Genomic DNA, 20,678 nt, shown 5'->3' with positions numbered 1-20,678 from the left:
CGACGACGCCACGCCGGGAGAACCGCCAGGTTTGCCGCCGAGGCGGGGCCGGTGGCCCAGACGGATCAGAGGTCGAGCGGCAGTGCGGTGAGCTCGGCGCGAGAACTCACTGCGAGCTTGTTGAACACGTTTCGCAGGTGGAAGTCGACCGTGCGGGGGGACACGAACAGCCGCGCCGCGACGTCCCGGTTGGTCAACCCCTGCCGGACCAGCCCGGCGACCTGGCGTTCCTGCGCGGTCAGGTCGGTGGCGGTGGTGACGTCGCGGCGGCGGGCGGTCTCTCCGGAGGCGCGCAGCTCCTGGGCGGCGCGTTCGGCGTAGGGCGCCGCGCCGACCTCCTCGAACACGGTGAGCGCGGCCCGTAGGTGCTCGCGGGCGTCGACCCGCCGCCGGGTGCGCCGCAGGTGCTCGCCGAAGGCCAACTGGGTGCGGGCCCGATCGGGCAGCCGCGGCGAGGCGGCGTGCGCGTCCAGCGCGGCCAGGAAGTGCTTCTCGGCGTCCGGGCCGTCGGCGAGCAGCGCACGGCCGTGCTCGGTGACGGCGACCGCCGAGGCGGTGTGGGTAGCTGCGGCGAACTGCTCGACCTCGGCGAGCCACGTGCGCACGACGTCGGTCCGGCCGGCGCGGACGGCGAGGTCGAAGACGTCCAGGACGGCCATGCGGCGCAGCATCGCGTTCTGCATCTGCCCGAGGTGGTGGAGCGCGGGCGCGGGCCGGTCGGTGCCGCGCAGCGCCCGCGCCCAGTGCGCCAGGTCGGTGACGAGGCTGTCGGTGATGCCGACCGGATGCGCCGCGCGGATCGCGGCCACGTCGGCGAGGTGGCGGTCGGCGGCATCGTCCCCACGCAGGGCTGCGATCACCGCCAGCTGCGCGGTGGGCAGAGCAGTCAGCCCGGTGGAGCCGGTGCTGGCGGCGAGCGGCAGCGCCTCGGCGGCGGCGCCGCCGGCCTTCGTCCACGCCCCGGTCGCCAACTGGGAGTGGAAACCGCGGGTGAGGGCGTGCTCCACCATCGTGAGCGCGCCGGCGCGGCGGGCGGCGGTCAACTGCTCCTCGTGCAGCCGCAGACTGCGCTCGTCCTCATCGATGAGCCAGGCGGCTATGCCCAGATTGGGCTGCAGCACGTGGTCGCCGTCGAGCGGCTCGGCGTCGGTCAGGTCGAACGCGCGCCGGAACGAGGCCGCGGCGGGCGCCCAGTCCCGCCGGCCGACGGCGGCGAACCCCTGCAGCAGCGCCCAGGCCGCCCGGCCGGTGGCCGGTGCGTCGGCGGAAGGTTCGCCGACCAGCGTGGCGGGGTCGATCGGGCGCGGAGAGCGCGCCCCGAAGGCCGACAGCGCCGCGGCGAGCATCGCCAACGGCCGCGCGGTCGCCTCGTCGGCCTCGGCGGCGAGCTGGGCGGCCTGCAGGATGACGTCGTAGCCCTCGTTGAGGGAGTGCGTGTTCCACTCGATCTGGCCCTGCAGCAGCAGCAGCCGGGTCCGCTGCACCGGGTCGGTCACGTCGGCCGCGGCGGCGACCGCCAGCCCGGCGGCCTGCGACGGATGCGCGCCGAGCCAGGCCGAGGAGGCAGCGGAGAACAGCCGCCGGCCACGGCTCTCGCTGTCGACGGTCAGTTCGGCGGCGCGAGCCCAGGCGGCAGAGGCGGCCTCGTGGCCGCCGCGGGCGGCGGCGCGCTCGGCCACGCCGTCGAGCGCGGCGACCACCGTCTCATCGGGCCGGTCGGCCGCAGCGGCCAGGTGCCAGGCGCGCCGGTCGGGGTCGGCGCCGAGGACGTCGGCCAGCGCTCGGTGGGCAGCGCGGCGCTGGGCGCTGGTGGCCGCCCGGTACACCGCCGAGCGGACCAGCGGGTGGTACAGCGCCAGGGTGTCGCCGTCGACGCGGAGCAGCCCGGTCCCCTCGGCCTCGTCCAGGGCGTCGTCGGCGATGTCGAGACGCGAGGCGGAGTCGCGGACGACGGTCAGCCGGCCGGTGTCGTCGGCTGCGGCCAGGAGCAGCAACCGCTGGGCCGGCGCGCTCAGGCGGCGGACCCGGTCGAGGAACCCGCGCTCGACGCCGCTGGTCAGCGGAAGCGGTGCGGGCAGCGGCGCCCGGCCGGCCAGCTGGTCACCCGTCAGGGCGGCGGCGAGCTCGCCGAGCGCGAGCGGGTTGCCGCCGGTCGCGGTCACCAGCCGGTCACGCACACCTGGGTCGACCTCGCCGCCGGCCCGGCCGGTCAGCAGCTCCTCGGCGTCGGCACCGGTCACGCCACCGAGGACGGCGGTGTGCAGGTCGGACGCCTCGAAGCCGTAGGCATCACCGTCTCGGGCGGCGAACAGCAGCGCGACCCGCTCGGCGTGCAGCCGGCGGGCGGCGAAGAGCAGCGCCGCCGCCGAGGCGTCATCGAGCCAGTGCGCGTCGTCGACCACGACCAGCACCGGGGCCTCCTCGGCGGCGTCGGCGAGCAGGCTCAACGTGCCCAGGAAGGCCAGGAAACGGTCGCCCTCGCCGTCTGCCTCGCCCAGTGCCGCGCCCAGCGCGGCGGCCTGCCGTGCCGGTAGCGCGTCCAGGCGGGCGCGCAGCGGCCACAGCAGTCGCTGCAGCGCGGCGAACGCCAGCGGCGACTCCGACTCCACCCCCGAGGTGCGCAGCACCCGCATGCCCGAGGCGGCGGAGACCGCGTCGGCCAGCAGCGTCGACTTGCCCGAACCGGCCACGCCGCGGATCACCAGCGATCCGCCGGCCCCGCCGCGGGCGGCGTCGAGCAGGGCAGCGATCGCCGCACGTTCGCGGTCGCGTCCGGCCAGCACGACCGGCACCGTACCGACCGCAGCGGACAGGTCCCGTGCTCGCGATCCTGGCGATTTCCCCGGCGTGAGGGGCCTCGGTGGCGGCGAGCGTGGCAGCCAGACCCCCCAGACCCACCCCGAGGAGAAGCCATGTCGGCCCACCCCACCATCGAGCCGGCGGCGCCCGCTCACGAGCACCCGCACGCCTCCGGGCACGGTGCACCCGACGGCCACGGCCACGGCGGCGAGCCCACGCACGTCCACCGTCGCCCCATCCACCACGCGCCGGGCCACGCGGCACCGGCCGCGGACGAGCCGCGCCAGCCGTGGACGACGTTCGCGCTCATGATCGCCGCCCAGTTCATGGTCATCCTGGACGTGTCGGTGGTGAACGTCGCGCTCCCGTCGATCGGCGAGTCCCTGCGCCTGTCGGCCGGGGACCACCAGTGGGCCATCAGCGCCTACGTGCTGCTGTCGGGCGGACTGCTGCTGCTCGGTGGCCGGATCGCCGACCTGCTCGACCGGCGCCGCGCATTCCTCGCCGGTATTGCCCTGTTCACCGCCGCGTCCCTGGTCAGCGGCCTGGCGCAGACCCCGCTCACGCTCATCCTGGCCCGGGCGGCGCAGGGTGCCGGTGCGGCACTGCTCACCCCGGCCGCCCTGTCGATCGTCATGACCACCTACGCCGGGAAGCAGCGGCAGACCGCGCTCGCGGTGTGGGGCACGGTCGGCAGCCTCGGCATCGCCGTCGGTGTGCTCTTCGGCGGGGCGCTGACCAGCGCGCTGGGCTGGCGGGCGGTGTTCTTCATCAACGTGCCGATCGGCATCGCCGTCGTGCTCGGCACCCTGCGGACCGTGACCCGCGGCGACTCCCAGCCTCGCGCGTTGCGCCGCCTGGACGTGCCCGGCGCGCTCACCCTGGTCGGCGGACTGCTGGCCCTGGTGTTCGGCGTCGAGGCCACCCGCTCCGCCGGCTGGGACGCCCCCCGCACCTGGCTCGCACTGGCCGCCGCCGCCGCCCTGCTGACCGCGTTCACCCGGCTCGAGTGGCGAGCCGCCGACCCGCTGGTACCCCCTGCCACCTGGCGGATGCGGTCGCTGGTCTCGTCCTCCGCGGTGATGGCCGGTGTCACCGGCGCCGTCGTCGGTGCGATCTTCCTGACCTCGCTGTACCTGCAGGCCGTCGTGGGCTCGTCACCGATCGTGGCCGGGCTGCAGTTCCTGCCGCTGGCCGCCGCCATCACCCTCGCCGCCGCCGCTGCGTCGAAGCTCATCGGCCGCCTCGGGGCCCGCACCCTCATCCTCGGCGGGCTGGTCGTGATGGCCGCCGGGGTGCTGCTGCTGGCCACGAGCGCCGGTGGTACCTCCTACGCCGCCGACGTGCTGCCCGGGTTCCTACTCGTCGGTGCCGGCGTCGGCCCGATGTTCGTGGCCATCGCAGTCGCCGCGATGAGCGACGTGCCGGCCGAGCGCTCCGGTCTGGCCTCCGGGCTGATGATGACCGGCCACGAGATCGGCGCAGCCCTCGGCGTCGCCGCGCTCACCGCCGTCGCCGGCGACCTCGCGACCTCCGCCGGCCTCATCGACGGCTACGGCCGCGCGTTCGCCGCCACCGCCGCCGTCCTGGCCGCGCTGTTCGTTCTCACCGCACTCGCCGTTCCCGGCGGCAAGCCTGCAGCCGGCACCGCCGGCCACGGGCACGGCCCCGGTCACCTCCACGGCCACTGACCCCCCACCGGCGCTGATCCCGGCGATTTCCCCGGCGAGAGGCACCCACCCCGGCGCCGACGCTGCGCACCGAACGCACCACCCGCTGCTCGCCGAGGAGTTCCCATGCTGTCCGGCACGCCCCGCACGTTCATCGGCGCCACCACCTTCTCCGTCACCGGCATGGCCTGCGAGCACTGCCGCCAGGCGGTCACCACCGAGATCACCGCCGTCGACGGCGTCGACACCGTCACCGTCGACCTGGCCAGCGGCATGGCCACCGTCACCGCCAGCCGCCCGGTGGACCGCGCCGACATCGCCGCCGCGATCGAGGCGGCCGGCTACCGCGTCCTGCCCTGACCGCCCGGCGGCGGGAGCTCACGCTTCCGCCGCCGGCGCCCTTCCACTCCCTCCACAGCCCTCACGAAGGGCTCCGCGACCCCCTCACCCATCGGCTCACCCCGGGCGGCCCAGGTCCGCTCCTCACGCCGCCGCACCCGCTGACCACCCGCCTCACACGCCCCCAGGAGACGCCATGCCCGCCCGCCCCCTCCTCCCGCCGCACCCGCGGCCCGCCCCTGCAGGAGAGATCGTGAGCCCCTCCCCTGTCGTCCCGGCCACCGCGGCACCGGCAGTTGCGCCAGCGGTCGCCGCCCGCGCCGTCGACCTGGTCAAGACCTACGGCGGCGGCGAGGCCACCGTCCGGGCCCTCGACGGCGCCTCGGTCGCGATCCCCGCCGGTGAGTTCACCGCCGTCATGGGCCCCTCCGGGTCGGGCAAGTCCACCCTGGTCCACGCTCTCGCCGGCCTCGACCGCGTCGACTCCGGCCAGGTCCTCCTCGGGGACACCGACCTGACCGCGCTGTCCGAGCGGGATCGCACCCTGCTGCGCCGCGAGCGGCTGGGGTTCGTCTTCCAGGCGTTCAACCTCATCCCGTCGCTGACCGCCGCCGAGAACATGGCCCTGCCGCTCACCCTGGCCGGCAAGAAGCCGGACCCGGCGTGGATGGACGAGCTGGTCCAGATGCTGGGCCTCGGTGCCCGGCTCGACCACCGCCCCGCGCAGCTGTCCGGTGGTCAGCAGCAGCGCGTCGCCGTCGGCCGCGCGCTGATCGCCCGCCCGGAGCTGGTCTTCGCCGACGAGCCGACCGGCAATCTCGACTCCCGCGCCGGTGCCGCGCTGCTGTCCTTCCTGCGCGACGCCACCCGCACGCTGGGCCAGACGATCGTCATGGTCACCCACGACCCGGTCGCGGCCGCGCACGCCGACCGGGTCGTCTTCCTCGCCGACGGCCGCATCGTCGACGAGCTGCCCGACCCGACCGCCGACACCGTGCTGGCCCGCATGGCCGGCCTCGACGCGCGCGTGGGGGCGTGAACCGAGATGTTCCGTCTGGCCCTCGCCAACGCGCTCGCCCACCGCTCCCGTCTCGCGCTGACCTGGCTGGCCGTCGCCCTCGGCGTCGCATTCGCCGCCGGCAGCCTCGTACTCACCGACACCAGCACCCGGCTGCTGGACGAGCAGTTCCGCACCACCGCCGCCGGCGTCGACCTCACCGTCCGTGGCGCGGCCGCCTTCGACGCCGCGATGGGCGTGGAGGTGCAGCGCGACCCGCTGCCCGCCGACCTCGCCGACCGCATCGCCGCGACCCCCGGCGTCGACGAGGTCCGGCCCGTCGCCTCGGGGCCCGGGCAGCTGCAGGCCGACGGGCAGGCCGTCGAACCGGCCGGCCCCACCATCCTCGGCACCTGGGCCGAAGCCCCGTTCACCGTCTACGAACTGCGCACCGGCCGGGCCCCTCGCGGGGACGGTGAGGTCGTGCTCGACGCGGCCACCGCCGCCGAGCACGGCATCGACCTCGGCGACACGGTCACCGTCTCGGCGACCACCAGCCGGCAGCTGCGGGTCGTCGGGCTCACGGGCATCAGGGACGGCGACGGCCTGGCCAACAGTGCCGTGGTGCTCCTCGATCTGCCCACCGCGCAGGCGCTGCTAGACCTCGGCACCGGTGTCACCTCGCTCGACGTGCTCGCCGCCGACGGCGTCGCCGTGCCCGACCTGCGCGGCGACCTGGCCGCCACCCTCGGCGAGGACTACGCCGTCAGCAACGCCCAGGACGCCGCCGCCGCCAGCGCGGACGCGGCCAAGGAGAGCATCGACCACCTGCGCGTCGTCCTGCTGGCGCTGGCCGCCGCCGGGCTGGTGGTCGGGGCGTTCCTGATCGCCAACACCTTCGGCATCGTGCTCACCCAGCGCGCCGGGGAGCTGGCGCTGCTCCGTGCCGCCGGCGCCACCGGCCGGCAGGTGTTCGCCTCCGTGCTCGGCGAGGCGCTGCTGGTCGGGGTCACCGGCGCGGCCGGCGGCACCGCCGCCGGCGTGGGCGCCGCCCACGCCCTGCGCGGGCTGGCCTCCGGCGCCGGGCTGGCGCTGCCCGACGGGCCGCTGACCGTCACCGGCCGCACGATCGTGGTCGGCTTGGCCGCCGGCACGCTGATCACGCTGCTGGCCGTGCTCGGCCCGGCCCGCCGCGCCGCTCGCACCGCCCCGGTGGAGGCCATGCGGGCCTCCGCCCCGGCGCCCGTCCGGCCGCGCCGGAGCCGGCTGATCACCGGCTGGACGGCGCTCGCCCTCGGCGTGGCCGGGCTCGTGGCCGCCGCGGTACTCCGCGACATCACCGGCGTCGCCGGCGGCTCGGTGCTCCTGCTGGCCGGCCTCGTCGTGCTCGCCCCGGTGCTGACTCCGCGGCTGGCGCAGGCCGTCGGGCGGCCGCTGACCGGCCTCGGCGTGCCCGGGCAGCTGGCGCGGGACTCCACGGTGCGCAACCCGCGGCGCACCGCGGCCACCGCGATGGCGCTCGCCCTGGGACTGGCGCTGATCAGTTTCGTCACGGTGCTCGGCAGCTCCGTCAAGGCGATCGGCGCGACCGCCGGTGAGGCGATCACCGCCGACCTGCTGGTGCAGAGCAGCCGCGACGAGATGCTCGGCGGCCTGTCCCCGGAGGTCGCCACCCGCGTCGCTGCGCTGCCCGAGGTCGCCGCGGTGTCGGCGGTCCGCTACGGCCACTGGCTCGATGCGGGCACGACCAGCGCGCTGACAGCGATCGACCCGGCCACCCTGCCGGGCGTCGCGGACATCGAGATGACCGCCGGCTCCCTGACCGCCCTCGGGGACAACGGACTTGTGCTCGCCGAGGGTGTCGCCGCCGAGCGGGAGCTATCCGTCGGCGACACCCTCGCGCTTACCTTCCCGCGCGATGGTGAGCAGCGGCTGCGGGTGGTCGGGCTGATGGCTGACCAGTCCGCCCGGGCGCTGTCCACCAGCTACGTCATCTCCGTGGACACCTACGCGCAGCACTTCAGCGAGAACGTCGACGCCACCGTCTACGTCGCCCTCGCCGACGGCACGGAGCCCGCCGACGCGCGCACGGCGCTGCGCGCGGCGGTCGCCGACTTTCCCAACGCCGAGGTGCTCGACCAGGCCGAGGCCGCCGCCGGACGCGCCGCTGCGGTCGACCAGGTGCTCGGGCTCATCACCGTGCTGCTCACCTTCGCGGTACTGATCGCGCTGCTGGGCATCACCAACACCCTGGCGCTGTCCGTCGTCGAACGGACCCGGGAGGTAGGCCTGCTGCGAGCGGTCGGCATGACCGGCGGGCAGCTGTCGGCGATGATCCGCGCCGAGGCCGCGCTCATCGCCGCCGTCGCCGCGGTCGTGGGCGTCGGCCTCGGCCTCGGACTGGCTGCGGCCACGCTGGCCGGGTCGTCCGGCAGCAACCCGTTCGTGATGGAGATCCCCGTCCGGCAACTGCTGGTCATCGTCGCCGCGGCGCTCCTCGCCGGACTGGCCGCCGGCCTCCTGCCCTCCCGCCGTGCCGCCCGGCTCGACGTGCTCACCGCCATCGCCACCCGATGACCGCCCGGCGCCGGGCCCGACTGCACCCGGGCCCGGCACCGGCACCACCCCGCTGCGGCCCGTCCGAGCTCCACCCGGTCCACCCCGAGTCCACGCCACCCTGCAGGAGCCGACCATGACCCATCCGCCCGCATCCGACAGCAGCGCCCTTGCCACGACGACCCCGCCCGTCGCGATCCGGCGGGCCGCACCCGCCGACGCCGCCGACGTCGCCGCGATGGTCGGCGAGATCGCCGCCCACGAGGACCAGAGCGCACACGTGCACGTCGATGTGGAGCAGTGGCGCCGACTGCTCCACCGGCGCGATGTCATCCTGCTGCTCGCCGAGCACGCCGGACAGGCCGTCGGCTACGTCTCCGCCCTTCGCCAGCTGCACCTGTGGACGGGTGACGACGTCCTTGACCTCGACGACCTCTACGTCCGCCCCGGCCACCGCGACGCCGGCGTCGGCCGCCAGCTCATGGCCGCCCTCGCCGCACTGGCTGCGCCCGACCAGCTGCTCATCCGCTGGGGCATGGAGGTCGACAACGCCGACGCCCAGCGCTTCTATCCCCGCCTCGGCGCCATCCTGCGACCCAAGGTGCTCGCCGCCTGGACTCCCGGCGCCTACCGCCACCTCGCATCGGCCCGCCCCCTGCCGGAGGACCGATGACGCTCCACCTGCGCCCCGCCACAACCGGCGACCTCCCGGCCGCCGCCCGGCTCCTCGCCGACGCCTTCACCGACTACCCCTGGACCCGCTGGACCGTCGCCGCCGACGACCACCACCGGCGGCTGACCGCGCTGCAGGAGCTGTACCTCGCCGCCATCGCGCTGCCCTACGGGCACGTCGACCTCGGCTGCACCGCCCAGCGCCTGGCGACGGTCGCCGTCTGGCTGCCCGGCACCGCCGTCCCCGACCAGGTATGGCGCGCGATCGGGCCCACGGTCACCGACCTGGCCGGTGACCGCGCGGCCACGGCCGCCGCAGCCGACGCCGCGCTCGCCCCGCACCGACCCGGCGGCGAGCACCTGGTGCTGGCCAGCGTCGGTGTGGACAGGAGCCACCAAGGGCGGGGCCTGGGGACCGTCGCCCTTGCATCGGGGCTCACCCGCGCCGATCGATACGGGCTGCCGGTGCACCTGGAGACCAGCGCGGCGCGCAACGTGCGCTTCTACCAGCACCTCGGCTTCTCTGTCACCACCGCCATCGACCTGTCGGACGGTGGGCCGCGCACGTGGTTGATGCGTCGCGAGCCCCGTGCGGCCGAGGCCGACCCCGCCGACGCCGGGCGTGCGTCCGGAGCGGCGCCCATCCGGTGAACGGCTTCCTGCTCGGCCTGGCCATCCGCACCGTGGACGATGCCGTGCGTACGGCGCACCTGACCGGCTGCATCGACGGGCTGACCGCCGACGTGATCATCTGGGCGCTGGCCTACACCGTCTCGCCGAAGTCCCATCGGTCACGATGCCCAACTCGTGACCGGTGCACGATTTGCCGGGTCACCGGCACCGCCGACCAGTTCAGGAGCCACTCGACCAGTTCAGGAGCCACTTCGCGAACGGTCACTGCTTCGTCGACGCATGTGCTGGTCCAGCAGCATGCCGATCAGCAGCGCGAGCGGGTCGCGGCCGAGCAGCTCGTCGGCGGCGGGATCCTGGGCGATGCGGAGAATCGGCACACCGGAGGTGGTGCCGTAGGACGGCACCGTCGCGTCCACCCGCCGGACGGGTGCCCTCGACGAGGATCGCCCCGGCGGGATCCGCAGGTGGTCGCGAACCGCGAGAGGATCGGGAGATGCGGCGTCCTCCAGCTCTCCGGGCCGTGCTGGCCGCGGGGCTGGTGATGACCGTGCTCGCCATCGCGGGGCTCGTGTGCCATCCGGCCGTGCGCGCGACCGCGAAGTCCGTGTTCGTGCTCGACGGCGCACTCGACGGGCCGCTCCCCCGGCCGTGGGCGCTGTCGGTCGAGCGCAGCGAGCAGGAGATGGGGGACGTGGTCGTCGACCGCTACTCCCCCGCTGCTGACGCGCCGCCGGTCCTCGTGGTGCCCGGTGCGGCTCCCGCCGGGCGCGACGACGAGCGTGTCGTGTCGCTGGCATCGTCGCTGGCCGCCGCGGGGCGGGAGGTGGTGGTCCCCGAGCTGAGCCTCTACGAGAAGGTGCTGGATGTCGACGACGTCGCCCGGGTCGTGGAGGTGGCCGCCGAGCTCTGCCGCGGTGGCGACGAGTTGGTGCTCCTCGGGTTCTCCTTCGGCGGGTCTCTCGCCCTGGTTGCGGCCGCGGACGAGCGCGTGGCCGGTTGCATCGACCTGGTCGCCACCTTCGGCGCCTACGCCGACCTCGTCGGGGTGCTCCAGGCGGCGGTGACCGGGGTGTCCGTGGTGGACGGTGAGGTGCACCCGTGGCAGGGCGCCGACGAGTCCGTCGTCCGCACGGTGCTCCGGGACGCCGCCACGCAGCTGGTGCCCGAGGACCAGCGCGAGCCGCTGCGCCGCGCGCTCGAGCAGGGGGAGCCGAGCGGTCTCCCCACTGCCGCGCGCCACCTCTACCGCATGGCGACCACCGACGATCCGGTGCTGGTCGCCGCCCTCGCCCGAGACATCCCGCCGCCCGGGGACGCCCTCGTCGAGACGTTCTCCCCGGTGAACGTGGCCGACGAGGTCGAGGCCGACGTGCTGGCCGCGCACGCCCTCGACGACCCGGCCGTGCCGGTCGCGGAGCTCCTCCGCCTCCAGCGGGCCTTTCCCGAGGCGGAGGTGGCGGTCGTCCGCTCGTTCCACCACGTCGACCTGACCACCGACGCCGACCTCGGCGCGCTGCTCGGCGATCTGCTGACCGCCTGGGCGTTCATGCAGGGTGTGCTCCGGCCGCAGGAGGACTGGCCGTGGGAGTAGGAGTCTGCTGAAGGAACTGGGCGGCGGGTCGCCATCGGGGCCGCCGTGCGGCGGAGCCTCGCCGCTGCGGAGCACGGTACGGCGAGCCGGCTACACGCGGCGCCACGAGCTTCGACGCTGGTCAGCTCAGCCCCGGGCACCACCGCATCCTTGACGCACGTGCTGGTCCAGCAGCATCCCGATCAGCAGCGCGAGCGGATCACGGCCGAGCAGTTCGTCGGCGGCGTCGTCCTGGGCGATGCGGAGGGTCGGCAACATCCGCGATGGTGCCGTACCCCGGTCCGGGTGCGATCCCCTGCACCCCGCTCGGACCGGGAGGCGTTCCCGACTCAGAGCCCCCGCGACAACCGCTCGAGCAGCCCGTCCAGCTGCGCCTCCCGCTCCCGCTCCGGCAGCTCCTGCAGGGGGCCCTGCAGGCAGAGCACGGCGAACCCGTGCACCGCCGCCCAGCAGGTGACGTCGGCGCCCGGACGGCGCTCGGCGGGCAGCACGCCGGCCGTGACCAGTTCGTCGAGCACGGTGGCGAGCACCCCGTAGGGGCCCTGGCCCGGTGCGCCGTCCTTCGGCCGGGCGCAGGCGAAAGCGGTGGCGAACAGCCCCGGCTCGACGAGCGCGAAGTGCACGTACTCCCGGCCCACCGCCCGCAGCCGCGCGGACGCCGGCTCACCGTGGTCGTCAGCGGGGAGGTCGGCCAGGCGGTCGCGCATCCGCTGCTCGAGTTCGGCCATGCCTCGCTCGGAGACCTCCGCGAGCAGATCGTCACGGTCGGCGAAGTGGCGGTACGCCGCGTTGTGCGAGACCCCGGTGCGGCGGGCGGCGTCGCGCAGCACGACGGCGTCGGCGCCGCCGGCGCGGGCCTGGTCGACGGCGGTGTCGATCAGCGCGGCCCGCAGATTGCCGTGGTGGTAGCGACGTGCGGCGCCGGGACCTTCGACCATGTTGACAGTGTCCACCTCTCGTGTTGTGGTGTCCATGTTGCGGGTGTCCACATCATGCCGCACCCCCCGAGCCCGTCCGAGCCGCACCGACAGGAGAACCACGATGAGCAGGACAGCACTCGCCGGCCGGATGACCGCCGACGCACCGCCCGGGACGGTCGCCTTCCTCATCGGCATGCGGATCAACCGGCCGTGGAAGATCCGGCAGTGGCTGCCGGTCGCCGCGGCGATGCCCCGGATGCTCCAGGAACTGTCCGCGCATCCCGACCTCGGCCTGCTCGCCCACCGCACCTACGTCAGCGGGCGGACGGTGCTCACCGTCCAGTACTGGCGCAGCGCCGAAGACCTCGACCGCTACGCCCGCGCGCGGGACCACGCTCACCTGCCCGCCTGGCGGGAGTTCAACCGGCGGGTCCGGGACAACGGCGACGTCGGGATCTTCCACGAGACCTACGTCCTGGACCGTTCCGAGACCGTCTACGTCAACATGCCCGAAGACTTCGGTCTCGGCGGCGCCACCGGTCTCGTGCCGCTGGCCGCCCGCGGACAGCGCGCGGCCCACCGGCTGGACCCTTCGGTGTCCGACGTCCCCGCGGTCGCCCCCTACTGACCGGCGAGCCGCTCAGGTCCGCAGGCGGGCGCGAGGCCGGCTCGATCGCGAGCCCCCACGGCCGGGCGCCGCGGGACCCCCGCGGCCGGTGTGGCCGCGGAGGTCCCGGGTGGTTCACTGCGGTTCGGTCACGCTTCCCGCTGCGCGTCGAGCGCCGCGGCGACGCGGCGGTGCGCCGCCCAGATCTCCTCGGGCATGTCGCGGAACAGCGAGAGGTGCTGCTCGCGGTGCGCCATCTCCTGCTGCCAGCGCGGGACGTCGATCGACAGGATCGTCTCGAGGTCGTCCTGGCGGAGGTCCTCCATGCCCTCGAGCTGGAGCTCCTCCTTGGTCGGGACGATGCCGACCGGCGTCTGGCGCCCGGTGACCTCGCCGTTGCGCAGCTGCATGAGCCACAGCAGCGGGCGGAGGTTGTCCCGGTATCCCGGCCACAGGAAGCGGCCGTCGTCGCCGCGCTGGAACCAGTTCACGTGCGCGAAGACCGGCTGGTCCTCGGCGGCGCCGATGATCTTCAGCCAGTGCGCGGCGTACGCGCCCTCGGAGTAGGCCATGAACGGCCGCATCGACATCGGGTCGTAGCGCAGGACGCCCTCGGTGCCCTCGGCGGCGAAGGTCGCCTCCGCGCCGAGGGTGAGGCCGTCGTAGACGCCCTCGGCGAGGTCGGTGATCGCGCGGATCAGCGGCTCGCGGTCCCGGGTGCGCCCGCCGAAGATGATCGCGTCGACCGGCACGCCCTTCGGGTTCTCGTAGTCCGGCGCGATGTTGGGGATGTTGGCCAGCGTGGTGGTGAACCGGCTGTTCGGGTGCGCCCAGGGGGCGTCCTTCTCCGCCTCGGACCGCTCCGAGATCAGCTCGCCCTTCCAGTCGCGCCAGCCGGTGACGTCGGCCGGCGGGTTCTTGCTCTTGCCCTCCCACCAGACGTCCTGCGTCTGCTCGTTGTAGGCGACGTTGGTGAAGATCGTCCCGGTGCCCTCGGCGATCGCCTCGACGGCGGTGGGGTTGGTGACCTCGTTGGTGTCCTTGGCGACGCCGAAGGCGCCGAACTCGGGGTTGATCGCGTAGACGCGGCCGTCCTCGGGGTCCACCCACAGCCAGGCGATGTCGTCGCCGTAGAAGTGCACCTGGTAGCGGTCACCGAGGGCGTCAGGCGCCAGGATCATGGCCAGGTTCGTCTTGCCCGACGCGCTCGGCATGCCACCGCAGATGTGGTACGTGCGGCCGGTCTGCTTGTCGGTGATGCCGAGCAGCAGGAACTGCTCGGCGAGGAACTTGCCCGAGGCCCAGCCGTCGTAGGTCGCCTGGCGCAGGCCGTGGGCGATCTTGCCCAGCAGCGCGTTGCCGCCGTAGGAGGAGCCGTAGTGCAGGATCGTGCGCTCGTCGGCGATCGTCACGAAGTAGCGCTGGTCGTCCGCGGTGCCCTGACCCAGGTTGTCCAGGTCGCCGGTGACGTGCACGCCGCGGACGAAGTAGTCCGGGTCGGCGAGCTCGTTCACGTACTGCACGCCCACCCGCGCCATGCGGATCATGTGCAGCACCACGGTGCGCGTGTCGGTGAGCTCGACGCCGGTGGCGTGGGGCTGCAGCGGGGAGCCGGGCGGCGCCATCACGTAGGGGACGACGTACATCGTCTTGCCCGCGGACTTGCCGGCCATCCGCTCCTCGAGCATCGGGCGCATCTCCGACGCCGGGCGCCAGTTGTTGTACTCGCCCTTGTCGTCGGGGTTGCTCGTCGCGACGACCGTGCGCTCCTCGGAGCGCGCCGTGTCCTTCGGGTGGCTGCGGGAGTAGTAGCGACCCTCGCCGGCCGGCAGGAGCTCACCCGCCTCGAGCGACTCGCGGATCAGCCGCGCGTCGTCGGAGGCGTTGATGACCTCCACCCGGGCCGCCCCCGTGTGCTCGGCCCAGTGGCGGACGAAGTCACGGACGGGACCGTTCTGCAGCCCTGCTTCGTCGAGCACGTCGTCAACGTTGATCACAGCTCAGCCTTTCGTTCGGCACGGTTGGGGACACGTGGAGCGTGGGACGCACGCCGATGACCCGTTGGTCGGACTCTTCCACCCGGAGGGCGTGGGCTCACTTCGCAGGTACGCCGTCGCGATCGGAACGTGCGGCGACGTGCTCCAGGACGTGCGCGACGGTGCTCGCCGCTGGGATCCTCCACCAGCGACTGTGATGCCGCGCCGCAGGTCATCCGCGCCGTCCGCGCGCCGGGGCAGCAGCCGGCCGACGGGCCGCAGTGCTCGGCGGCCGGGGCGCTGCTGCTCGACACTCACGCCGGAGTCCGGGCCGGGTCGGCGAGCGCGACCGCGTCGTCGGCTCGGTCGAGCGCGGCCAGCAGTCCTTGCTCCTCCCGCAGCGTGCGGGTCAGCATCCGGCGGGCGACCGCCAGCAACTCTGCCGTCTGGGGGTCACGCAGCGAGCAGATGACCGCGTTCTTCACCCGCCTGCTGTCCACCACCCCCGCCCGGCGCAGCACCGTCACCTGCTGGGACACGTGCGACAACTCCATCCCCGTCCCGGTGGCCAGTTCGCCGATGGAGCGCTCCCCCTCGGCCAGGAGCTCGAGGATCCGCACCCGACCGGGGTGGGCCAACGCCTTGAACAAGTCGGCCTTCGCCTCCGTGACGGGACGACCGGGCGTGAACGGCACGGGCTCACTTTAGGACTTGATGGATTACTGAAGCAGGCGTGCCCATCGTGACTCCCAGGGCATCCGGCCACCCGTCCGCCTGCTTCCCCTACGCAGGTGCCGCCGACCATCGCGATCATCGATGCGCACCTCGATGACGCGCCGTCGACGTCGGCGAACCGGACCTCGGTGTCGACCCCGTCCGGGGCAACGTCCAGCCCGGCCACCTCGAACTCCGTCTCGGTCCAGGTTCCGGTGCCCCCGCCGATTCCGTAGCCGGCGCGGTCCAGCTGCAGGCCGCGCTGCGGGTAGTAGTCCACGCGCCGGTCGGCACGCCGGGACAGGCACGCGAGCATCCCCCTGCCATGGACGTCGCCGTCGAACCACTGCAGCTCGAGACCGTCGTAGACCGGATCGTCGGACAGCTCGACGTTGAGGCAGCGCGCGATCGGAGCAACGCTGAGCGACAGCGGGCACAGCGGGCACAGCGGACCGGCGGGCACCTGCGGGCCGTCCGGGTCCTCGGGTTCCTGAGCACTCACGGACATCTCTCCTCGCTGGGCATCGGAGGTCGGCCGGCTTCCGCACATTCTCGGCCAGGACACCGGTCCCCGGGTCGTCGACGGACCGGAGCCGCGGCGGCGAGGAACGTCCCCGACCGGGGCGGTGCACGTCGTTCCCGGCCTGCCGCGACAGGGAGGTGACAGCCGGGTGAGAGGCGCGCCGGGAACGATCGAGTCACCGGAACGGGGGACGACGACGAGGAGGCACCATGCCCATCGACGAGCAGAAGGTCGAGCAGTTCCTGGGTCGGGTCGTCGGCGACCTCGGGGCCACCGTCTCCAGTGCGCTGGCCCGTCTCGGTGACCGGCTCGGCCTGTACCGGGCGATGGCCGGCGCCGGGCCGCTGACGCCGGCGGACCTGGCCGGACGCACGGGGACCCAGGAGCGCTACGTCCGTGAGTGGCTCGACAACCAGGCGGCCGGGGGCTACGTCGAGTACGAGCCCGCGCGCGGCACCTACGAGCTCCCGCCGGAGCACGCGCTGGTGCTGGCGGACGAGGACAGCCCCGTGCGCATGGCGGCCGGGTTCGAACAGATGGCCGGGGTCTGGGCGGTCGAGGAGAAGCTCGAGGCCGCGTTCCGGTCGGGGGACGGCGTGGGCTGGCACGAGCAGAGCCCCGGGTTCGCCGCAGCGACGGCGGCGATCTTCGCGCCGGCCTACCGGACGCACCTGGTGCAGAACTGGATCCCCGCGCTCGACGGCGTGCCGGCGAAGCTGCGCGCGGGCGGACGCGTCGCCGACGTGGGCTGCGGGCACGGCGCGTCGACGATCTTGCTCGCCCAGGCGTTCCCGGACGCCACCGTCACCGGGTTCGACTACCATGACCAGTCCATCCAGGCCGCCCGGGGACGTGCCGCCGAGGCCGGCCAGGGAGGCAGCGACCGGCTGACCTTCCAGGTCGCCGACGCCGGCGACTACCCCGTTCCCGCGGACGGTTACGACCTGATCTGCTTCTTCGACGCCCTGCACGATCTCGGCGACCCACTGCAGGCCGCGCTGCACGCGCGGGAGGCGCTCGCCGAGGACGGCACGGTGCTGCTCGTCGAGATCCGCTCCGCCGACCGCCCCGAGGAGAACCACCATCCGTTCGGCCGGCTGGGGTACGGCATGTCCACCGTCGTGTGCGTCCCCCACGCGTTGTCGCAGCCGGGCCGGTTCGCGATGGGCGGGCAGGCCGGAGCCGCGGCGATCGGTGAGATCTTCGCGAAGGCCGGCTTCACCCGCTTCCGCAAGGTCGCCGACGCACCGATCCACCAGGTGATGGAGGCGCGTCCGTAGCGGAGCCGGCCGGGTCACCACTCCCGGCCAGGTGCTCGCCGGACCTCACCCGCAGCGGGCGGGGTGCCGGCCGCGCGGCTCGGCCAGCAACCGTTCGATCTCCTCGCGCGCGAAGGCGACCGCTGCCTCGTCGCTCATGCACCGCCCGCGCGTGTCGGCAGCCGCGAACGCATCGCTCCCCAGGGACCGGCGCAGGGCGGCGGCCGCGGTCTCCAGGCGTTCGGCGTCCGTCCCGAAGGGTGGGGCGCCGGTGGCCGCGGTCGCCACCGCGCCGTGCAGAACCGCCGCGGCCTGGTCGGCACCGACCCGCTCGAAGAGGACCAGGAGGTTGTGCAGCGTGGTCCACAGGTGGACCCAGTCGCCGCACGCCCGCCAGTGGTCGATGATCTCGCGGAAGGCGCGCAGGGCCTCGCGCGGCTCGCCGTGCCGGGCCTGCAGGGAGGCGACGGCGACGCGCGCCACCCCGGCCAGGAACCGGTTGCCGACGGCGCGAGTGGTGTCGATGGCCTGGTGCAGCGCGGCGAGCGCGACCTCGGGGGCGGCGTCCAACCGGATCTCCCCCTCGAGATAGCTGAACGCGGCGCGCAGGCTCAAGCTGCCGGCTCGCCCGACGGCTCGCCAGCCCACGTCGAGGTGAGCCCGCGCGTCGTCGGGCCGCCCCCCGTAGGCGGCCGCATGCACCCGGTAGAGGGAGCCCAGCGCCTCGGCGTAGGGGTCGGCGGCCGACCGCGCGCGGTCCAGGAGTTCCCGTCCGCGCCGCTCGGCGTCGTCCAGCCGGCCCTGGTAGAGCGCGATCTCGGCGAACAGCTGCGTGACCCGGAGGATCAGCCGCTCGTCCGCGGTCGCCGCGAGCACCTGGAGGCCGTCGTCGAGTGCCCGGTCGAGCTCCCCCCGCTGCATGCGGCCGATCGCCGCCGTCAGCAGCGCCGCCGGACGGCCCGGGTGGTCCGACGCGCCGGGCAGCTCGAGGGCGCGCTGCGCCCACCCGTACACCTCGTCGCGGAGCCGGTAGTAGGCGTAGTCGGCCAGGAGGCCGGGGATCCCCAGCGCGACGTCCACCTGCCCGGAAGCCCATGCCCGTGCCTGAGCGGCACGCAGATCGGCGAACTCGACGTCGATCAGGTGCACCCAGTCGGCCTCGTCGGGGCCGCGCAGGCCCTCCGCGGCCCGCGCGGCGAGCGCCATGCAGTGCTCGGCATGGCGGCGCCGCCGACCCGGCAGCTCACCTCGCTCGCCCAGGTGGGCCTCGCCGTAGTCCCGGAGGCTCTCCAGGAGCCGGTAGCGCGCGTGCCGGCCCGAGCGGTCGACGGTCACCAGGGAGTGGTCGACCAGTTCGGCCAGCCGGCCGGCCACCGCACCGGCAGGGACGTCGTCGCCCGTGCAGACCCGGGCGGCGGCGTCGAGGGAGAACCCGCCGGCGAACACCGCGAGCCGGTCGAAGAGCTGCCGGGTGGGGACGGGGAGGAGCTCGTAGGACCAGGCGAGGGCGGCCTGGAGGCTCCGGTGGCGTGGCGGGGTGGTGACCGAGTCCCCGGTGAGCAGGTCGAACCGGTGGTCGAGCCCGTCGAGGACGTCTCCGGGGGTCATGGCCCGGGTCCGTGCCGCGGCCAGCTCGATCGCCAGCGGCAGACCGTCGAGCCGGCGGCAGACCTCCCCCGCCGCCTCCCGGTCGGCATCCGTCCAGGCGACGCCGGCACCGGCCGTCGCGCGGTCGAAGAACAACTCCACCGCGCTCCCGTCCCCGTCCACGACCTCCAGCGGCGCGACCGGCCAGACCTGCTGGCCAGGGACGTCGAGGGGCTGCCGGCTGGTGCCCAGCACGTCCACGCCCGGACACCACGCCACGATCCGGTGCACCAGGTCCGAGGCGCCCCGCAGCACGTGCTCGCAGTTGTCGAGCACCAGCAGCAGGCGCCGGCCGTGCAGCAGCTCGAGGAGGGTGCCGGTGCTCCCCCGCTCGGACGGCAGCACGCCCAGCGCGGTGGCGACCGCGTCCGGGACCGCCGTCGGGTCCACGACGCTGACCAGGTCGCACCACACCACGCCGTCGGCGTAGCCCTCGGCCAGCTCCCGCGCGACCCGGCCGGCGAGCCGGCTCTTGCCGACCCCGCCGGGGCCGGTCAGGACCACGAGCCGGTTCGGCCCCACCGCCGCCGCGACGCCCTGCAGTTCTGACTGCCGCCCGACGAAGCTGGTCAGCTCCTCGGGGAACCCGGCGGTGGTGTGCCCCGGTGCTCGGCGGACGTCGGCCGGCGGACCCGCCGCCGCTCCCTCCTCCACGGGCGGGGCCGGCCACGGGAGGGGCTCGGCCTGCCGCAGGACCGCTCGTTCCAGCTCGCGCAGGGCCGCCGACGGCTCGACCCCCAGCTCGTCGACCAGCGTGTCGCGCAGGTCCCGGTAGGCGGCGAGCGCATCCGCCTGCCGCGCGGAGCGGTACAGCGCCACGATCTGCTGGCCGCGGACCCGCTCGCGCAGCGGACTGCGGGCGACCGGCACCTCGAGCTCGGCCACGGCCTGGTGGTGGCGCCCCAGCCGCAGCAGCGCGTCGATCCGCAGCTCCAGCCCGGCCGCCCGCAGCTCCTCCAGCCGTGCCGCCGCCGCGAGCGCCTCCGCGTGGTCGCACTCCGGCAACGGCGGGCCCCGCCACAGGCGCAGCGCTCGCCCGGTGAACTCCACGCGGGCCTGCGGCGCCGACGCCGCGCGCGCCTCCTCCACCAGCCGCTCGAAACGGCCGGCATCGATGTGGTCCGCGGGCGCCACCAGCTGGTAGCCGCCGGGTCGCGTCACGAGCACGTCGTGGACCTGGGCGCCGGCCCGTCTCTCGAGCACGGCCCGCAGCCGGGAGACGTGGGTGTGGATCGCCCCGGCGGGATCGTCGGGCTGGTCGTCGCCCCACAGGATCTCGGCGAGTCGCTCGCTGGACACGACCGCACCGGGCTCGACCAGCAACGCGCTCAGCGCCACCCGTTGCTTGGGACTACCGATCGGCACTTCGGCGCCGCCGACGTCCACGCGCAGCGGACCGAGGATCCCGAACCGTAGTGCGGGCCCACCGGGATGCGGCTGCGCGTCCATCGCCCCGCCGACGGTACCGGCCGCACCCGCCCGGACGGCGTCCTCCCGTCCTCGCACGGGCTTGGCCAGCGTTCGTCACGACCGGGGTGCGCTCGGGGACGGCGGACCGGCCCCCGCCGGATCACACTGGGGCGCATGACCGGCCGGGCGTCGTCGCGCACGATTCCGGCCCCGGCGCTGCTCTACGACGCCCAGCGGGACATCCACTACCCCAAACCGCTGTGCCGCGGGTGGCTGCACCTCGCCTGGTTCGCGGCCTCGCTCGTCGCAGGTCCGCTGCTCCTGATGGCCGCGGACGGCGGGACCGGGATGATCGGCGTCGCCGT

16 protein-coding genes are annotated in these 20,678 nt (G+C 74.6%); 9 read left to right on the top strand and 7 right to left on the bottom strand.

Annotated elements, in window-relative coordinates:
• Nucleotides 1-65 precede the first annotated feature (65 nt).
• Nucleotides 66-2,783, bottom strand: a complete 2,718-nt coding sequence (locus ACI790_RS01820; protein ID WP_456568067.1) for an AAA family ATPase — start codon at nucleotides 2,781-2,783, stop codon at nucleotides 66-68.
• A gap of 129 nt (nucleotides 2,784-2,912) precedes the next feature.
• Between ACI790_RS01820 and ACI790_RS01815 the strand changes: the two genes are divergently transcribed.
• The 6 genes from ACI790_RS01815 (at nucleotide 2,913) to ACI790_RS01790 (ending at nucleotide 9,684) form a co-directional block, all read left to right on the top strand.
• Nucleotides 2,913-4,490 (top strand): MFS transporter, encoded by a 1,578-nt coding sequence (locus ACI790_RS01815; protein ID WP_456568066.1) that lies wholly within the window; start codon nucleotides 2,913-2,915, stop codon nucleotides 4,488-4,490.
• Between the two features lie 105 nt (nucleotides 4,491-4,595).
• Nucleotides 4,596-4,829: a heavy-metal-associated domain-containing protein gene (locus ACI790_RS01810; RefSeq protein WP_456568065.1), complete on the top strand. Its 234-nt coding sequence runs from the start codon at nucleotides 4,596-4,598 to the stop codon at nucleotides 4,827-4,829.
• 232 nt (nucleotides 4,830-5,061) lie between these two features.
• The gene (locus ACI790_RS01805) at nucleotides 5,062-5,847 is read left to right on the top strand and encodes an ABC transporter ATP-binding protein (RefSeq protein ID WP_456568064.1); all 786 of its coding nucleotides are present in this window, start codon (nucleotides 5,062-5,064) and stop codon (nucleotides 5,845-5,847) included.
• Nucleotides 5,848-5,853: 6 nt separating this feature from the next.
• Nucleotides 5,854-8,382: an FtsX-like permease family protein gene (locus ACI790_RS01800; protein WP_456568063.1), complete on the top strand. Its 2,529-nt coding sequence runs from the start codon at nucleotides 5,854-5,856 to the stop codon at nucleotides 8,380-8,382.
• A gap of 115 nt (nucleotides 8,383-8,497) precedes the next feature.
• Nucleotides 8,498-9,034, top strand: coding sequence for an N-acetyltransferase family protein (locus ACI790_RS01795; RefSeq protein ID WP_456568062.1), 537 nt, complete (start codon nucleotides 8,498-8,500; stop codon nucleotides 9,032-9,034).
• Entirely contained in the window at nucleotides 9,031-9,684 is a 654-nt protein-coding gene (locus ACI790_RS01790; RefSeq protein WP_456568061.1) for a GNAT family N-acetyltransferase, read from the top strand. The genes ACI790_RS01795 and ACI790_RS01790 overlap by 4 nt, the downstream gene beginning before the upstream one ends.
• 221 nt (nucleotides 9,685-9,905) lie before the next feature.
• Here the strand turns inward: ACI790_RS01790 and ACI790_RS01785 are convergent, their stop codons facing one another.
• On the bottom strand, nucleotides 9,906-10,082 hold the full coding sequence (locus tag ACI790_RS01785; protein ID WP_456568060.1) for a hypothetical protein: 177 nt from the start codon (nucleotides 10,080-10,082) through the stop codon (nucleotides 9,906-9,908).
• Between the two features lie 77 nt (nucleotides 10,083-10,159).
• Between ACI790_RS01785 and ACI790_RS01780 the strand changes: the two genes are divergently transcribed.
• Nucleotides 10,160-11,257 carry a hypothetical protein gene (locus ACI790_RS01780; RefSeq protein WP_456568059.1) on the top strand — a complete coding sequence of 366 codons (1,098 nt, stop codon included), beginning with the start codon at nucleotides 10,160-10,162 and terminating at the stop codon, nucleotides 11,255-11,257.
• 126 nt (nucleotides 11,258-11,383) lie between these two features.
• On the opposite strand, the gene ACI790_RS01775 is transcribed toward ACI790_RS01780, so the two are convergent.
• Both ACI790_RS01775 and ACI790_RS01770 read right to left on the bottom strand, forming a co-directional pair.
• Nucleotides 11,384-11,515 carry a hypothetical protein gene (locus tag ACI790_RS01775; protein ID WP_456568058.1) on the bottom strand — a complete coding sequence of 44 codons (132 nt, stop codon included), beginning with the start codon at nucleotides 11,513-11,515 and terminating at the stop codon, nucleotides 11,384-11,386.
• Nucleotides 11,516-11,586: 71 nt separating this feature from the next.
• Nucleotides 11,587-12,195 (bottom strand): TetR/AcrR family transcriptional regulator, encoded by a 609-nt coding sequence (locus tag ACI790_RS01770; RefSeq protein ID WP_456568057.1) that lies wholly within the window; start codon nucleotides 12,193-12,195, stop codon nucleotides 11,587-11,589.
• A 103-nt stretch (nucleotides 12,196-12,298) separates the two neighbouring features.
• On the opposite strand from ACI790_RS01770, the gene ACI790_RS01765 reads away from it, so the two are divergent.
• On the top strand, nucleotides 12,299-12,805 hold the full coding sequence (locus ACI790_RS01765; RefSeq protein WP_456568056.1) for a DUF4188 domain-containing protein: 507 nt from the start codon (nucleotides 12,299-12,301) through the stop codon (nucleotides 12,803-12,805).
• 128 nt (nucleotides 12,806-12,933) lie between these two features.
• Here the strand turns inward: ACI790_RS01765 and ACI790_RS01760 are convergent, their stop codons facing one another.
• Both ACI790_RS01760 and ACI790_RS01755 read right to left on the bottom strand, forming a co-directional pair.
• A complete protein-coding gene (locus ACI790_RS01760) occupies nucleotides 12,934-14,763 on the bottom strand; it encodes a phosphoenolpyruvate carboxykinase (GTP) (RefSeq protein ID WP_456568055.1) in 1,830 nt (609 codons plus the stop codon).
• Nucleotides 14,764-15,074: 311 nt separating this feature from the next.
• A complete protein-coding gene (locus ACI790_RS01755; RefSeq protein ID WP_456568054.1) occupies nucleotides 15,075-15,455 on the bottom strand; it encodes an ArsR/SmtB family transcription factor in 381 nt (126 codons plus the stop codon).
• Nucleotides 15,456-16,206: 751 nt separating this feature from the next.
• On the opposite strand from ACI790_RS01755, the gene ACI790_RS01750 reads away from it, so the two are divergent.
• A complete protein-coding gene (locus ACI790_RS01750; RefSeq protein ID WP_456568053.1) occupies nucleotides 16,207-17,277 on the top strand; it encodes a class I SAM-dependent methyltransferase in 1,071 nt (356 codons plus the stop codon).
• Nucleotides 17,278-17,322: 45 nt separating this feature from the next.
• On the opposite strand, the gene ACI790_RS01745 is transcribed toward ACI790_RS01750, so the two are convergent.
• Nucleotides 17,323-20,352 (bottom strand): AfsR/SARP family transcriptional regulator, encoded by a 3,030-nt coding sequence (locus ACI790_RS01745; RefSeq protein WP_456568052.1) that lies wholly within the window; start codon nucleotides 20,350-20,352, stop codon nucleotides 17,323-17,325.
• Nucleotides 20,353-20,678: the final 326 nt, after the last annotated feature.

The organism is Blastococcus sp. SYSU DS0539 (assembly GCF_054050855.1).
The sequence above is the reverse complement of the archived record's forward strand: the minus strand, read 5'-3'. Positions and strand labels throughout refer to the sequence as shown.